Source organism: Olleya sp. NP1-10, assembly GCF_055804415.1.
On the sequence record NZ_CM147840.1, the window covers coordinates 1,997,572 to 2,012,130 of the forward strand.

The 14,559-nt window shown below is 32.1% G+C and carries 18 protein-coding genes; 12 read left to right on the top strand and 6 right to left on the bottom strand.

What is annotated here, in order from left to right; genetic code table 11:
• Positions 1–3: 3 nt before the first annotated feature.
• The 10 genes from AC0L4B_RS09175 to AC0L4B_RS09220 all read left to right on the top strand — a co-directional run bounded on the left by AC0L4B_RS09175 (position 4) and on the right by AC0L4B_RS09220 (position 7,528).
• Positions 4–999: a glycosyltransferase family 2 protein gene (locus AC0L4B_RS09175; RefSeq protein ID WP_473436657.1), complete on the top strand. Its 996-nt coding sequence runs from the start codon at positions 4–6 to the stop codon at positions 997–999.
• Positions 1,000–1,008: 9 nt separating this feature from the next.
• Complete coding sequence (locus tag AC0L4B_RS09180; protein ID WP_473436658.1) at positions 1,009–1,560, top strand: serine O-acetyltransferase; 552 nt, start codon at positions 1,009–1,011, stop codon at positions 1,558–1,560.
• On the top strand, positions 1,560–1,829 hold the full coding sequence (locus AC0L4B_RS09185) for a hypothetical protein (protein ID WP_473436659.1): 270 nt from the start codon (positions 1,560–1,562) through the stop codon (positions 1,827–1,829). Before AC0L4B_RS09180 ends, AC0L4B_RS09185 begins: the two co-directional genes overlap by 1 nt.
• A gap of 195 nt (positions 1,830–2,024) precedes the next feature.
• A complete protein-coding gene (locus tag AC0L4B_RS09190; protein ID WP_473436660.1) occupies positions 2,025–2,669 on the top strand; it encodes a glycosyltransferase family 4 protein in 645 nt (214 codons plus the stop codon).
• Positions 2,670–2,972, top strand: coding sequence for a glycosyltransferase (locus AC0L4B_RS09195; protein ID WP_473436661.1), 303 nt, complete (start codon positions 2,670–2,672; stop codon positions 2,970–2,972).
• Between the two features lie 118 nt (positions 2,973–3,090).
• Positions 3,091–3,738 (top strand): glycosyltransferase, encoded by a 648-nt coding sequence (locus AC0L4B_RS09200; protein WP_473436662.1) that lies wholly within the window; start codon positions 3,091–3,093, stop codon positions 3,736–3,738.
• Positions 3,739–3,745: 7 nt separating this feature from the next.
• Positions 3,746–4,441, top strand: a complete 696-nt coding sequence (locus tag AC0L4B_RS09205) for a hypothetical protein (protein ID WP_473436663.1) — start codon at positions 3,746–3,748, stop codon at positions 4,439–4,441.
• The gene (locus AC0L4B_RS09210) at positions 4,429–5,034 is read left to right on the top strand and encodes an O-antigen ligase family protein (protein ID WP_473436664.1); all 606 of its coding nucleotides are present in this window, start codon (positions 4,429–4,431) and stop codon (positions 5,032–5,034) included. Before AC0L4B_RS09205 ends, AC0L4B_RS09210 begins: the two co-directional genes overlap by 13 nt.
• A gap of 18 nt (positions 5,035–5,052) precedes the next feature.
• Positions 5,053–6,063 (top strand): glycosyltransferase family 4 protein, encoded by a 1,011-nt coding sequence (locus AC0L4B_RS09215; RefSeq protein ID WP_473436665.1) that lies wholly within the window; start codon positions 5,053–5,055, stop codon positions 6,061–6,063.
• Between the two features lie 70 nt (positions 6,064–6,133).
• Positions 6,134–7,528, top strand: coding sequence for a sugar transferase (locus AC0L4B_RS09220; RefSeq protein WP_473436666.1), 1,395 nt, complete (start codon positions 6,134–6,136; stop codon positions 7,526–7,528).
• A 12-nt stretch (positions 7,529–7,540) separates the two neighbouring features.
• On the opposite strand, the gene AC0L4B_RS09225 is transcribed toward AC0L4B_RS09220, so the two are convergent.
• Positions 7,541–8,722 carry a lipoprotein N-acyltransferase Lnb domain-containing protein gene (locus AC0L4B_RS09225; RefSeq protein WP_473436667.1) on the bottom strand — a complete coding sequence of 394 codons (1,182 nt, stop codon included), beginning with the start codon at positions 8,720–8,722 and terminating at the stop codon, positions 7,541–7,543.
• A 14-nt stretch (positions 8,723–8,736) separates the two neighbouring features.
• Positions 8,737–9,807: a putative type IX sorting system protein PorV2 gene (locus tag AC0L4B_RS09230; protein WP_473436668.1), complete on the bottom strand. Its 1,071-nt coding sequence runs from the start codon at positions 9,805–9,807 to the stop codon at positions 8,737–8,739.
• 121 nt (positions 9,808–9,928) lie between these two features.
• On the opposite strand from AC0L4B_RS09230, the gene AC0L4B_RS09235 reads away from it, so the two are divergent.
• Both AC0L4B_RS09235 and AC0L4B_RS09240 read left to right on the top strand, forming a co-directional pair.
• On the top strand, positions 9,929–10,678 hold the full coding sequence (locus tag AC0L4B_RS09235; protein ID WP_473436669.1) for a CDP-alcohol phosphatidyltransferase family protein: 750 nt from the start codon (positions 9,929–9,931) through the stop codon (positions 10,676–10,678).
• Between the two features lie 8 nt (positions 10,679–10,686).
• Positions 10,687–11,517 (top strand): TerC family protein, encoded by an 831-nt coding sequence (locus tag AC0L4B_RS09240; protein WP_473436670.1) that lies wholly within the window; start codon positions 10,687–10,689, stop codon positions 11,515–11,517.
• A 76-nt stretch (positions 11,518–11,593) separates the two neighbouring features.
• Here the strand turns inward: AC0L4B_RS09240 and lptB are convergent, their stop codons facing one another.
• The 4 genes from lptB to AC0L4B_RS09260 all read right to left on the bottom strand — a co-directional run bounded on the left by lptB (position 11,594) and on the right by AC0L4B_RS09260 (position 14,553).
• Positions 11,594–12,334, bottom strand: a complete 741-nt coding sequence (gene lptB, locus AC0L4B_RS09245) for an LPS export ABC transporter ATP-binding protein (protein ID WP_028289946.1) — start codon at positions 12,332–12,334, stop codon at positions 11,594–11,596.
• Positions 12,335–12,417: 83 nt separating this feature from the next.
• Complete coding sequence (locus AC0L4B_RS09250) at positions 12,418–12,771, bottom strand: carboxymuconolactone decarboxylase family protein (RefSeq protein WP_028289945.1); 354 nt, start codon at positions 12,769–12,771, stop codon at positions 12,418–12,420.
• A complete protein-coding gene (gene tatC, locus AC0L4B_RS09255; RefSeq protein ID WP_473436671.1) occupies positions 12,755–13,588 on the bottom strand; it encodes a twin-arginine translocase subunit TatC in 834 nt (277 codons plus the stop codon). Before tatC ends, AC0L4B_RS09250 begins: the two co-directional genes overlap by 17 nt.
• The gene (locus AC0L4B_RS09260; RefSeq protein ID WP_473436672.1) at positions 13,588–14,553 is read right to left on the bottom strand and encodes a KpsF/GutQ family sugar-phosphate isomerase; all 966 of its coding nucleotides are present in this window, start codon (positions 14,551–14,553) and stop codon (positions 13,588–13,590) included. The genes tatC and AC0L4B_RS09260 overlap by 1 nt, the downstream gene beginning before the upstream one ends.
• Positions 14,554–14,559 lie beyond the last annotated feature (6 nt).

Below are 14,559 nucleotides of genomic sequence, written 5' to 3' on the forward strand. Positions count from 1 at the left end.
AATATGAAGTTTTCTCTGATAATTTGTACTTACATGCGTCCAAAGCCACTCTTAACATTATTGGAGTCGGTCAACAGACAAACTTTATATCCCAATGAAATTATTATTGTTGATGGGTCTGTAAATGATGATACTAAGCATGTTTTACAAAACAATGCGTTTGATAATTTAAGTTATTATAAAGTTGACAAAACAAATCGTGGTTTAACCAAGCAACGCAATTACGGTATAAATATAGTGAGTGCCACATCAAATATTGTTTGCTTTTTAGATGACGATGTTGTTTTAGAACCAGACTATTTTGAACAGCTTATAGATACTTATGCATTGTATCCAGAAGCTTTAGCTGTAGGCGGATACATTACAAACGAGGTTGTTTGGCAGTTAAGTGATCATGATCATACTAAACATAAGTTTTATTATGATGGTTGGATGCGCAACGAGTCTTCAAGATTTAAAATGAGGCATCTTTTGGGCTTGCAACCAGATACTAATCCAGGAATCTTGCCTACTTTTTCTCATGGTCGTTCTGTTGGTTTTTTACCACCATCAGGTAAAATTTATCCTGTTGAGTTGATAATGGGAGGTGTGTCATCTTATAAAAAGGAGGTTTTTAATACCTTGTCATTTTCAACGTATTTTGAAGGTTATGGTTTGTATGAGGATGCCGATTTTTCGTTACGTATAGCAGAATTAGGTAAACTTTATATTAATACTAATGCTAAGTTAGCGCATTACCATGATGCAGCAGGACGACCCAATCAATTTAAATATGGAAAAATGGTTGTACGTAATGGCTGGTATGTTTGGCGTGTAAAATATGATACACCTAAATTAAAAGCTCAATTTAAGTTTTATGCCACAGCAATTTTGTTAACTTTAATTCGTGCAACTAATATTGTTACAACCGCTAATAAAAAAGAAGCATTCACTGAAACTTTAGGTCGTACTGTTGGCTTGATTTCGCTTATATTTAGCAAACCAAACATTCAATCTTAAAAGCAATACATGTCTTTATTAGCATTAATAGTTTCTGATTATAAAAAATACCGGTCGTATGGCGGACATTTCTTGTCAATTATTTTCTTTACACAAGGGTTTTGGGCTATTTTTCAATATAGGATTGCACACCGTTGTTACCAATTAAACATTCCTGGAGTAAAACATTTGTTATTAGGTTTATGTTTGTTATGGCAAAAAGTAATTGAAGTCTTTACAGGTATTTCCATTCCCGCTTCAGTATCCATTGGATCGTCATTTTATATTGGCCATTTTGGCGGTATTATTATAAATGCTAAAGCAACTATAGGAAATAATTGCAACATTTCTCAAGGGGTGACCATAGGTATTAGTGGACGAGGCGATAATAGAGGCGTCCCAACTATTGGAGATTCAGTATATATAGGAGCCAATGCAGTCCTTGCAGGACCAATACAAGTTGGAAACGACAGTGTTATAGCTGCAAACTCATTGGTTACTCAAACTGTACCAAACCATGTGACAGCTATGGGTGTGCCTGCAAAGGTGGTTAATCAAAATTCATCTAACGGTTATATTTAATGAAGTTTTTAGTCATTACCAATGCACCTACGTTAAAAAAAGATTCTGTTTATCAGGCTTACAGTCCATATGTTCGTGAAATGGATATTTGGTTTAAATCAGTAGATACCGTTAAAATTGTATCACCTACAACATATAACAGACCATTGTTGACTTCAGCTTTTAAAAAGGATCCCTTAGTCGTTTCTATTCCAACTTTAAATTTTACAACACTGTTACAGGCGTTAAAAAGTTTCTTTTTTACCTATTATATTTATAAAATTATTTAACGGAATGTTGTGGGCTGATCACATTCATTTACGTTGTCCAGGTAATATTGGATTATTAGGCTGCATACTACAAGTTTTTTTCCGAAGAAAATAAAAACCGCTAAATATGCAGGTAATTGGGACCCTAAGGCTAATCAACCCTTAAGTTATCGTATTCAAAAACGTATTTTATCTAATACCTTTTGGACTAAAAATATGACTGTTTTAGTGTATGGTGCGTGGGACAATCAAACCAAAAATATTAAACCATTTTTTACTGCAACTTATACAGATGCTGAGCGATGTAAAATTGAAACAAAAGATTACTCAAAAACATTAGGGTTTGTATTTGTAGGAAGTTTGGTTAGTGGTAAGCGTCCATTATTAGCGATTCAAATTATAGAAGCACTACACCATAAAGGCTATTCTGTGACACTAGATTTATATGGCGATGGTGTATTAAAACAAGAATTACAAGCTTATATTGATACAAACCAATTGCAAAATATTATAGTTTTACACGGAAATCAAAGCAGTACTATTGTCAAACAACAATTAAAAGCTGCTCATTTTACGCTATTAGCCTCTCAGTCCGAAGGTTGGCCAAAAGCGATAGCAGAAGCTATGTTTTTTGGAGTTATACCTATTGCTACAGCAATATCTTGTGTCCCAAATATGTTAGATAATGGTAATAGAGGTCTTTTAATAGCACCTAACGTAAATGAAGCAGTTGCTACCATTGAAGTAGCTTTATCTAATACTAAAACATTAGAAGAAATGTCTAGAGACGCTTTGGTTTGGTCACAGTATTATACTTTAGATTTATTTGAAGATGAAATTAAAACATTAATACAAAAATAAATGAGAGTCCTTCAATTAATTGATAGTTTAGATGCTGGAGGCGCAGAACGTGTTGCTGTTAATTATGCCAATGGTTTGGTAAATCAAGTGGAACAAAGTTATTTATGTAGCACCAGAGCAGAAGGCTTGCTGAAATCTAGTTTGAATAATCAGGTTGGTTACTTGTTTTTAAACAAGACTAAGACTTTAGATTTTAAGGCTATTTGGACTTTGTTACGGTTTATTAAGAAAGAAAAAATAACTATTATTCATGCGCACTCTTCTTCTTTTTTTAGCTACGTTAATGGTTGTTCTAAATTCTAAAATTAAAATGGTGTGGCATGATCATTATGGTCAAAGTGAATTTTTGGAACAACGACCATTAAAAATTTTGAACTATTGTTCTAGATATTTTAACCACATATTTAGTGTTAATTTAAAATTGAAACACTGGGCACAAACGCATTTAAAAACGAAATCCGTTAGTTATTTGCCTAATTATGCAGTTGTATCAACTACTCATTTAGAAACGCAATTAAAAGGCGTATATGGAAAACGTATAGTGTGTTTGGCTAATCTAAGACCTCAAAAAGATCATTTTAATTTATTACAGGCTTTTCAAAAACTTGTTGCTAAATATCCGGAATGGACACTACATTTGGTGGGTAAAGATTTTAAGGATGAGTATTCAAAACACATTTCTAAATTTATTTTGAGTGCACATTTAGATCAACATGTTTTTTTACATGGTAGCTGTACAGATACTTCAGCAATATTAAAAGCTTGTACAATTGGTGTTTTATCTTCCCAGTCAGAAGGTTTACCTTTGTCTTTATTAGAATATGGTTTGTCAGGATTGGCAGTTGTAGCAACTAACGTTGGAGATTGTGGTCAGGTTATTGAAGCAAATGAAACCGGTTTACTAGTTGAACCAAAAGATGATTTAGCCTTATTTAAGGCGTTACAGTCTTATATTGAATCTGAAGATTTAAGAGTAACACATTCTAAAAAATTACAAGTATTAATAGCTAATAATTTTTCTGAACGTGCCATCTTAAAAACCACAATCAATAGATATTCACAACTATAACATTTGAATGCAAAATAATTACTTAAAACTTTTAGGCTTACATGTTATTATAGGTGTCTTGGTATACTTGTTTAGACCTTTAGGACAGGTTTATTTTTATGGTGTTGTTTTGTATTTAATACTTAAAATAATATATGCTAAACCACAGTATAAAAACTCTGTAATTGTTTCTGCTTGTGCATACATTATTGGTGCTGAAGTTATTTTTAGAATGACTAATAGTGGTCCGTTTTATGAAGCTAGTAAGTATTTAATTATTTTATTTTCTGTTTTAGGCTTGTTTTATAATGGGTTTAATAAAAAGGCAACCACGTATTTATTATACATTTTGTTTTTGGTTCCAAGTATTTATGTCTCATTATACCTATTAGATATTGGTCAAAATATAAGAAAAGCTATTGCATTTAACCTTAGTGGACCTGTTTGTTTAGGTATAGCAGCTTTATTTTGTTACAACCTGAAATTAACCAAAACACAATTAGGTAGGATGCTTAATTATGCTGTTTATCCTTTAGTTAGTACTTTGATTTATGTTATTATGTATAATCCTAATGTAGCAGCTGTATCCAATAGTACAGGGTCTAATTTTGCTGCTTCAGGAGGTTTTGGACCTAACCAAATGTCTACAGTGTTAGGACTTGGGTTTTTTATAATGACGGTTCGTTTTTTTATTTTAGTAAAACAAAGTGGTTGCGGTATTTAGATTTGTTGTTAATTCTTCTTTTTGCTTTTAGAGCTATTGTTACGTTTAGTCGAGGAGGTGTACTAACAGCTATTATAATGATAGTTGCTTTTGTTGTTATTTTGTATAATCATACAACCCTTAAACAAAAACGGAATCTATTGTTTTCGTTATTGGGTTTTACTGTTATTGGTATTGCAACTTGGATAATTTCAGCAAGTCAAACCAATGGTATGATTGAAAAGCGTTACGCAAATCAAAATGCAATGGGTGTTGAAAAAAGTGATGTGACTACAGGTCGTGGCACGCTGTTTTTAGCAGAATTTGATGAGTTTTTAGCAAATCCATTTTTAGGGGTAGGAGTAGGTCGCATAAAAGATTTACGTTTCCAGAAAACAGGTATTCATGCTGCATCGCATAATGAAATGAGTCGTATTATTGCAGAACATGGATTGTTAGGTGTGATTGCTTTTACAATTTTATTATTGGTTCCCTTGTTTTTTAGATTGCAAAACCGAAGCAATGTTCTCTTTTTTCCTTTTATTTGTTTTGGTTACTCACTATTAATCACTCAGCGATGCGTATTGCAGCACCAGCTTTTATTTATGCATTAAGTTTATTACACATCATAGATGACACACCTCGTTTACATAGGAAACAAATTAACAAAGCACAATAAAACCATAACGACCATTGAGGCTTTGGGTAAAGGTCTAGAGGCTTCAGGTTATAATGTGACTTATGCTTCTAGTTATAAAAACATTGTATTTAGATTTGTAGATATGTTGTGGACGGTTTTTAAGCATCGTAAGACAGCTAGCTATGTACTAATAGATACTTATAGTACTTTAAATTTTTATTACGCTTACGCTGTTGGTTTATTATGTCAAATTTTAAACTTAAAATACATCCCTATTTTACATGGAGGACAATTACCTAATCGTTTAAAAAACAGCCCTAAGCTCTGTAAGCAATTATTTGATAAGGCTTGTATAAATATCTCACCTTCAGAATATCTCAAATCCTCATTTCAAGCTTTTGGATATGAAAATGTGAAAGTCATCCCTAACAGTATTATTATTGATAATTATCCTTTTACCAAGAGGCCAATGGATACTATCCGATTACTTTGGGTACGTTCGTTTTCAAAACTGTATAATCCTAAGTTAGCAGTAGACATCTTAAGTCAATTAAAAGCACAAGGTTATACCGCTAGTTTGTGTATGGTTGGACCAGATAACGATGGTAGTTTGTTTACAACACAAGCCTATGCTAAATCTTTAAATCTTGATGTCACCTTTACAGGGAAATTAAGTAAGGACGAATGGATTGCATTATCTAATTCTTATAATCTATTTATAAACACCACTAATTTTGATAATACTCCAGTAAGTATTATTGAAGCTATGGCTTTAGGTTTGCCAATTGTGAGTACCAATGTTGGAGGTCTTCCGTTTTTAATTACTGACCAATCTACAGGAGTATTGGTGCCACCAAATAGTACAGACGCTTTTGTTAGTGCTATTTTACAGCTGTATCATAACAAAGCGTTAGCATCAACTGTTGCTAATAATGCAAGACAACAAGCAGAAAGTTTTGATTGGGATACCGTTAAATTACAATGGATTTCTACTTTATACTAAAAAACTTGTTAAAGCCAATTTACTTACTATATTTGGAGTTATACGACTACAACCAAATTTAAATCATTAAATGTCCACGCGTCAAAGTATTCATTTTGAAATCTCAGAACGTAAGCTATTATTACGTCTGTTTGACTTACTTTTTATAGGTCTGTCTTTGTATGGTGTAAGTACTTTTTTTGACTTTGATTATTTTAATGTCAATGCCCAACATTGGGCTTGGTTTGTTGTTTTAGCTATTTATGTTAGTGTTTTTGGGACAGTTTTAGAACTGTATGATCTACAAAAGTCTAGTCGTTTAGACACGGTTATAGGTACCGTTTTATTAACCACCTCTGTAACCGTTTTATTTTATTTATTAACCCCTTTTTATACGCCTTCTCTACCAGAAAACAGATTGCAAATTCTGTATTTTTATCTCGCTATTTTAATTGGTTTATATGTTTGGCGTTGGATGTATATCACCTTTATTTCGTCACCACGGTTTTTTAAAAAAGTATTATTGGTAGGTGAAACTTCTAATATTAAGGCCATTATAGATGCCTTTGCAAACGCAGATCCCAATTATAAAATCATAGGTTTTATTAATTGTGAGATAGCTAAACAAGAGACTATTATATTTAATGGATTAACAGAATATCAACCTTCAGAACTACAATCTATAATTGAAAAAGAAGGGATTTCAGAAGTTGTCATAGCGAGTTATAACTCTGAAAATATAACACCTTCTATTTATAGTGATTTAATTTCATTGCTTGAAAAGGGATTTCCTATAAAGGAATACACACAGGTTTATGAAGATATTACCTATCGTGTCCCAGTGCAGTTTGTAGGTAAGGATTTTTATAAATATTTTCCTTTTAGCCGTAACAATAAAAATAAATTATACTTGACCTACAGACGTATACTTGATCTTGTTGTCTCTTTAATTGGATTAACAGTTGGTAGCTGTATTGTACCATTAGTATTATTTGGTAATCTTATAGGTAATCGTGGTCGTTTGTTTTATACCCAAGAGCGTGTTGGGGAAAACGGGATTCCGTTTAAGATTTTTAAATTTAGAACTATGGTCAAGCATGCGGAAACTTCAGGAGCAGTTTGGGCTACAAAAAATGATAGTCGTATTACTAGTTTTGGTAAGTTTTTAAGAGTGAGTCGTTTGGATGAGTTTCCTCAGTTTATCAATATTCTTAAAGGCGATATGAGTTTGATAGGTCCACGACCAGAACGTCCTTATTTTGTTAATGAATTGTCTCAAGTGATTCCGTTTTACGAAACCAGACATATCGTTAAGCCTGGTCTTACAGGTTGGGCTCAAGTTAATGCACGATATGGATCTAGTGTAGATGATAGCTTACTTAAGCTTCAGTTTGATTTATATTACATTAAACACCGTAGCTTTTTATTGGACATTAATATTATTATTAAAACCTTAAGCACAATGATCTTTTTTAGAGGTCAGTAAGCTATTTTAATTTTAAACCGTTTGTCGCTTTGCTTTATAAAATTGTAAAAGGTAGATGTATCTTACTGCTAAAGCTATAACTAATGGGACTAAGGCAGGAGCAAAGCGTTGTACACCAATGGTCCAATGCATAACCATTAAACACAACATTAGTATCATAAATTTGATGTAAGCGATGTACCATTGTTTTGGTGTCGCTTTTAAGATTTGTAATATGCAAAATAAGCTTAACGGAAATGCCCAAAGAACGTTATAATTATAAGCAGTTGCTGTATGGTCTGTTGCAAACCATAATAAAAACAGAAGCAATCCTACACCACCAGTCATTATAAAAATGACTAAATCTAAGCCCTTAGATCTAGTATTGTTTTTGTAATCTTTATACGTTATAAATAGTATTACACCAGCGACTATTATTAGTATAAATAAAGGACTAGTTAAAAACGAGCTAGTTTTATTACCGTTTATACCTTGCTTGGAATAGACTACTTTGTTGTTATCGACAAGTTTTTGATTGTTGTTTTTTAATGTCGCACTATTAAAAAAAGCATTAACTTTTTCTGGTAAAAATAATTGTTCTCTAGCAGTTGCTTTACGATCGATAATAGATCCTAAAGCAATGTCAATACCAAAGCTTCCCCAAGTATTCCAATGTAAATTGTGATCTATTAATTGTCTAAAAGTCTGTTCTTGATAGTCTTTAGGTAAATTATAAACTAATTGACCATCCAAAGTGGTTTCAACTATATCTCTAATTTTTGTAGCACAATTATCATAAAAAAAGTCATAGAGATAAGCGCCTTGCTCTTTTTTGTAATTGGCTTCTAAAGTATTATAAAGGTCTTGTTTTTGTGTTGTTGTTAAGTTTAAAGTTTGCTCTGTAATGGACCTATCTTCATTTTTATAAAATGACATTAGGTTTTTGTAGTTACTTTTTCCTTGTAAATAGTTTAATTTACCTCTGGCGAAATTTAAATAGAAATTAGGTGCATCAAAATCGTATCTACCAAAATCATAAGCTATATCAAAAAATCGTGATTTAACTCGAATAGCATTATGACCAAAAGCATCGTTTAGGTTATTTCCTGGTCCAAAAGTGATGACACTAACAGTAGTGTCTTTTGATAATTGAAGATTTTGAGACCAACCTAAAGTTGCCCAACATAAAAAGAGAATTTGTAGTACTAATTTCATGTTACAAAGATAACTTATCTAAAAACACTAAAGTCTAATTTTAACGAAAACACATTAGAATATAAAGCAACACTTTGGTCACCAATATCTGTAAAGGCATAATCTACATGAATGCCTTTATATTTGAAACCAACACCAAAACTTGGTTGGAAGGTTAAGTCTTCAGAGTTATCTATTTGTAATTCGTTTTGAAAATTACCAACTCCAGTTCTTAAATAAATCATGTCTATGTAACCAAATTGAAATCCTAAAGCAGGATTTATACTTGCAAAAGACGTTGAGATCACATCGTTATTTTCTTCAAAACGAACGTTTAAATCCAGTTCGGCATCTAAAGTATAGTCATAATGAAAACGATATGATTTTGCGATACCTATTTGTAGCTTAGGTATGGTAATTTCGGTAGTTTCTGGTAATTCTTGATTTTGACCTTCAACAGCATTTTGCACTTTAGCAAACTCATCTTCGTTGATTGTCCAAGCATTAAAAGTCGTGGTAATATCACGAGCCATAACACCAAATTTCCAGTTGTTTTCAGTTTCAAACTGAATAGCAGCATCCAAACCAAATCCCCAACTTTTAGCAAAATCTCCGATAATACGTCTAATAATTTTGGCATTAACACCATAACTTAATCCTTGAATAGGAAGATTTCTTGCATAAGAAAACGTTACACCATAGTCTGCTGTAGAGAACAAGCTTATACGATCATAATTTACATTTCCTTGGTCATCAATTAATTGTGTGGTATCTAAAATATCATCTACAGCAAAACGAATTAATGAGACTCCAAAAGCACTTTGGTCGTCAAGAGGCATTGCAAATGCAGCATAATCGTAATTAGCAATATTAGCAAAGTAACTGGAATGCATTAATGCTAATTGGTTGTCTTCAAGATGAATTAAACCAGCAGGATTCCAATATCCAGCATTAACATCGTTTGATCTAGCTACCGTTGCGTTACTTAAACCTAAAGCAGCTGCGTCTACACCTATATTCATAAATTCGTTAGAATATTTACGTGTCGTTTGAGCCATGGTAAGCGATACAGTTAATAATAGAAAAGATAGTAAACGTGCTTTCAAGTTCAATTTTTTTACAAAGATGGTATAATTTTTCTATATATTAAACTTCAATTTTAATAGTATATTGCTTAGGGTTTGGAATAGACCCAAATACTTTGTTATTTTTACCAAAAACTATTACATGAACATCAAAGCTTTTATACCAAATTTTGTTACGCTTCTTAATTTATTATGCGGAAGCATAGCAGTAATTTTTGCAGTTAATAGTCATTTTATATTTGCAGCATTCTTTGTTTTTTTAGGCGTGTTTTTTGATTTTTTTGATGGGCTTTTAGCCAGAAAATTAAAAGTTCAAAGCGAGCTTGGTTTACAATTAGATAGTTTGGCAGATATGGTTACTAGTGGTTTAGTACCAGGAATTGTATTGTTTAAACTATTAGAGTTAGCTACAAACAATAAAGCGGTTACACCTATTAATGAATGGTCAGAAACTATGCAATGGACAGATTACCATTTAAATATATTGCCATTTATTGGATTGTTTGTGACTTTAGCATCAGCCTATCGTCTAGCACGTTTTAACATTGATCAAGAGCAACAAAATTATTTTAAAGGCTTGCCAACTCCAGCTAATGCCTTATTAATATTGTCTTTACCTTTAATTTTAGAGTTTCAGAATAATGATGCTATAAATGCGATTATTTTAAATCCTTGGTTTTTAGTCTTACTAACTATTGTTAGTTGCTATATTTTAAATGCTTCTGTTAAACTATTTGCTTTAAAGTTTAAAAGTTGGAGTTTTAAGCCTAATGCAGTACGTTACATATTTATTATTTTAGCATTTGTGCTTATAATTGTTTTACAATTTGCAGCAATACCTATTATTATTCTCTTATACATATTATTATCTTTATTCAATAACATCAATTAATACTTATTATGCTAGAAATTATTTTTACATTATTAATGCTTGTTTTACTCCAAGCTGTTTTAGGTTTTGACAACTTATTATACATTTCATTAGAGTCAAAAAAAGCACCTCAAGACGATCAAAAGCGCGTTAGAAAAGTAGGGATATTAATTGCAATAGTATTGCGAATTGTATTGTTGTTTGTTTTGGTAAGAATTATTGGTTTTTTTCAAGAACCTTTTGAGTTTTTAACTGGACACATTGGCGAAATTGCATCGTTTGAATTTAATGGTCATAGTTTAATTGTATTAGCAGGAGGTGGTTTTATTTTATATACTGCTATTAAAGAAATTTGGCACATGATTGGTGCTCCAGATTTAAATCATGACATTGAAGGAACTGGTAAAAGTAGAAAAACATCTAATGCTGTAATTACTAGTATTGTAATCATGAATTTAGTGTTTTCATTCGACTCAATTCTTGCAGCTATTGGATTGACAAGTGATATTGAAAACAGTACAACCGCTTTTATAGTCATGGCTATTGCTATTATTATTAGTGGTTTGTTAATGTTGATATTAGCAGATCGTATTTCGGCATTTTTAGCAAAAAATAGAATGTACGAAGTCTTAGGTCTATTTATCTTATTTATAGTAGGAATAATGCTTATAACAGAAGGTGGTCATTTAGCGCATTTAAAGTTATTTGGAAATCCAATTGAGTCTATGAGTAAAACAACCTTCTATTTTGTAATTGCTATTTTAGTCATTACAGATATCGTACAAGGTCGTTATCAAAAGAAGATTATAGCAGAAAATGCTAAGGGTAAAGTTGATGCTACAAATAAAGAGCAAGTCTAATACCCAGTACCTTAAAAATTTAAAAAGCCCAATTGAAATTTCAATTGGGCTTTTTAATTATAATTGTGTTGAGACTTTAATCTCTGATTTTCTTTTTACGTAACTCAAAGTTTTGACCTAAGTAGACTTTACGTACCATTTCATCATTAGCTAGTTCTTCAGGCTCACCAGCTTTAAGGATGCTTCCTTCAAACATTAAATAGGTTCTGTCAGTAATTGCTAAAGTTTCTTGTACATTGTGATCCGTAATTAAAATTCCAATGTTCTTTTTTGTTAGTTGGGCCACAATACGTTGGATGTCTTCAACAGCTACTGGATCTACTCCAGCAAAAGGTTCGTCTAGCAATATAAAACTAGGGTCTGTAGCAAGTGCACGTGCAATTTCTGTACGACGTCGTTCACCACCAGATAATAAATCCCCTCTGTTTTTACGGATATGACCTAAACTAAACTCGTCAATTAAAGCTTCCATCCTGTGTAATTGTTCTTTTTTACTCAGTTTGGTTAGTTGTAGTACACTTAAAATATTGTCTTCGATGCTTAATTTTCTAAACACTGAAGCCTCTTGAGCTAAATAGCCAATACCATTTTGGGCACGCTTATACATTGGATATTTAGTAATATTAGTATTGTCTAAAAATATATTTCCAGCATTAGGTTTGACTAATCCTACTGTCATATAAAACGAGGTCGTTTTACCAGCACCATTGGGACCTAAAAGCCCAACAATTTCGCCTTGACTAACCTCTAAAGAGACATCTTTTACTACTTTACGTCCATTGTAGGACTTCATTAAATGTTCGGCTCTAAGCTTCATTTTGTGTGTTTAATTGCTTTAAAAGTAAGCATTTCAGTATAACTTCTAAAAAAGGCACTTTAATTTATATAAAGTTTAACCTATTATTGTTGGTCTTGGGCTTCTAAAGCTTCCCAATACTCATACGCACGTCTTAGGTGAGGTATAACTATGGTACCACCAATTAAAGTTGCAATACTTAGTGTTTCCATGACCTGCTCTTTAGTAAGTCCTTCTCTGTAACTTGACTCTAAATGGTACTTTACGCAGTCATCACAACGTAAAACTGTGCTGGCTACCAAACCTAAAAGTTCTTTGGTTTTAACATCCAAAGCGCCTTCAGTAAACGCATTAGTATCTAAATTAAAAATACGTTTGATTATTTTGTTATTATCGCCCAAAATCTTCTGATTCATTTTCTCGCGATAGTCGTTAAACTCTTTAACTTGTTCTGACATTTGTTTTGTTTTTATTTTCTTTCTTTATAACAATTCTAGAGATATGTATACTTATCTCATATAATATTAAAACTGGAATGGCTACTATAATTTGACTAGCCACATCTGGAGGTGTAATTACTGCTGACACAATAAGTACTATTACCAAAGCAAATTTGCGGTATTTACGCAAAAACTGAGGTGTTACTAAACCAACTTTAGTTAAAAAGTAGATTAATATAGGTAATTCAAAAATGATACCAGAAGCTAATACAGACGCTCTGATTAACCCAACATAGGAGGCAATATCAATTTCGTTTGATACTTCACTACTCACAGAGTAGGTTCCTAAAAAGTTTATGGATAAAGGTGTAATTATGTAATATCCAAACAGGACACCCATAAAAAATAATAAAGATGAAATGATTATGAAACCTGTAGACGTTCTTTTTTCTTTTGAAGTTAAACCAGGACTAATAAATCGCCATAATTGATAAATCACATACGGAAATGCTACTATAAAACCAGCATAAATGGAGGTCCAAATATGAATGGAGAATTGTCCAGCCATTTCACGGTTTTGAATGATAAACGGAAACTCGTCTGCGCAAAAACTAATATCTTCAATACCAAAAAACTGAGACATTTGACACAACCATTGGTAGGTTGGAAAACTCATTTTTTGTGGTGCAAATAATACGTTGTCAAACATGATACTTGGAAAACAAAACGCTACCAAACCACAAATAACAACAGCAGCAACAATCCTAATTAAATGCCATCTTAAATCTTCAAGATGATCCAGAAAGGACATCTCGTTTACATCTTTTTTTGCCATTATATTATACCTTCTCTAATTAAATCGTGGATATGTACAACACCAGCATATTTACTATTGTTTTCTACTAAAATCTGAGAAATACCATAGGTTTCTAAAAGTTCCATAGCATCAATAGCCATAGCGTCTTCTTCAATACGTTTAGGATTAGCACTCATGATATCTTTAGCAGTCAAATTGCTAAAGTTATCCACTTTACTAAGCATACGTCTTAAATCTCCATCTGTAATGATACCTACAATTTTATTGTTTTCTGTAACAGCAGTAACGCCTAACATTTTTTCAGAAATTTCAATAATAACTTCTTTAATGTTAGTCTCTAATGTTACTTCAGGTTTTTGATTAACAGATGCAATATCATGCACACGTAAATATAATTTTTTACCTAAAGCACCACCAGGATGGTATTTAGCAAAGTCTTTACTAGAAAAACCACGTAATTCTAATAGGCTTACTGCTAAAGCATCACCTAAAACTAATTGGGCAGTTGTACTTGTAGTAGGCGCTAAATTATTTGGACAAGCTTCTTTTTGTACAAAAGCATTTAAAATATAGTCAGCTTGTTGGCCTAAAAATGACTCTTTATTACCAGTAATAGCTATCATTTTATTTTTAGCGTTTTTTATTAAAGGCACTAAAACTTTAATTTCTGGTGTGTTTCCGCTTTTAGAAATACAAATTACAACATCGTCTTCAAGTATAAGTCCTAGGTCACCATGTATGGCATCTGCAGCATGCATAAACACAGATGGCGTCCCAGTTGAATTTAAAGTAGCAACGATTTTTGTAGCTATAATGGCACTTTTACCAATACCAGTAATAATTACACGACCCTTACTATTGTATATTAATTGGACAGCTTCAGCAAAGTCATTATCTACTAAATTGGATAGATTTAATATGGACTGTCCCTCTAATTTAATAGTTTCTTTAGCACTATCAATAATGGAAGCTTTTGTTTTCAATGTATT

What these genes read in the sequence shown, in the direction of transcription:
- AC0L4B_RS09215 (WP_473436665.1), top strand. Translation starts at nt 5,053, where the DNA reads ATGACACACCTCGTTTACATAGGAAACAAATTAACAAAGCACAATAAA.
- AC0L4B_RS09195 (WP_473436661.1), top strand. Translation starts at nt 2,670, where the DNA reads ATGAGAGTCCTTCAATTAATTGATAGTTTAGATGCTGGAGGCGCAGAA.
- AC0L4B_RS09220 (WP_473436666.1), top strand. Translation starts at nt 6,134, where the DNA reads ATGTCCACGCGTCAAAGTATTCATTTTGAAATCTCAGAACGTAAGCTA.
- AC0L4B_RS09190 (WP_473436660.1), top strand. Translation starts at nt 2,025, where the DNA reads ATGACTGTTTTAGTGTATGGTGCGTGGGACAATCAAACCAAAAATATT.
- AC0L4B_RS09175 (WP_473436657.1), top strand. Translation starts at nt 4, where the DNA reads ATGAAGTTTTCTCTGATAATTTGTACTTACATGCGTCCAAAGCCACTC.
- AC0L4B_RS09185 (WP_473436659.1), top strand. Translation starts at nt 1,560, where the DNA reads ATGAAGTTTTTAGTCATTACCAATGCACCTACGTTAAAAAAAGATTCT.
- AC0L4B_RS09180 (WP_473436658.1), top strand. Translation starts at nt 1,009, where the DNA reads ATGTCTTTATTAGCATTAATAGTTTCTGATTATAAAAAATACCGGTCG.
- lptB (WP_028289946.1), bottom strand. Translation starts at nt 12,334, where the DNA reads ATGAAGCTTAGAGCCGAACATTTAATGAAGTCCTACAATGGACGTAAA.
- AC0L4B_RS09250 (WP_028289945.1), bottom strand. Translation starts at nt 12,771, where the DNA reads ATGTCAGAACAAGTTAAAGAGTTTAACGACTATCGCGAGAAAATGAAT.
- AC0L4B_RS09225 (WP_473436667.1), bottom strand. Translation starts at nt 8,722, where the DNA reads ATGAAATTAGTACTACAAATTCTCTTTTTATGTTGGGCAACTTTAGGT.
- AC0L4B_RS09205 (WP_473436663.1), top strand. Translation starts at nt 3,746, where the DNA reads ATGCAAAATAATTACTTAAAACTTTTAGGCTTACATGTTATTATAGGT.
- AC0L4B_RS09235 (WP_473436669.1), top strand. Translation starts at nt 9,929, where the DNA reads ATGAACATCAAAGCTTTTATACCAAATTTTGTTACGCTTCTTAATTTA.
- AC0L4B_RS09240 (WP_473436670.1), top strand. Translation starts at nt 10,687, where the DNA reads ATGCTAGAAATTATTTTTACATTATTAATGCTTGTTTTACTCCAAGCT.
- tatC (WP_473436671.1), bottom strand. Translation starts at nt 13,588, where the DNA reads ATGGCAAAAAAAGATGTAAACGAGATGTCCTTTCTGGATCATCTTGAA.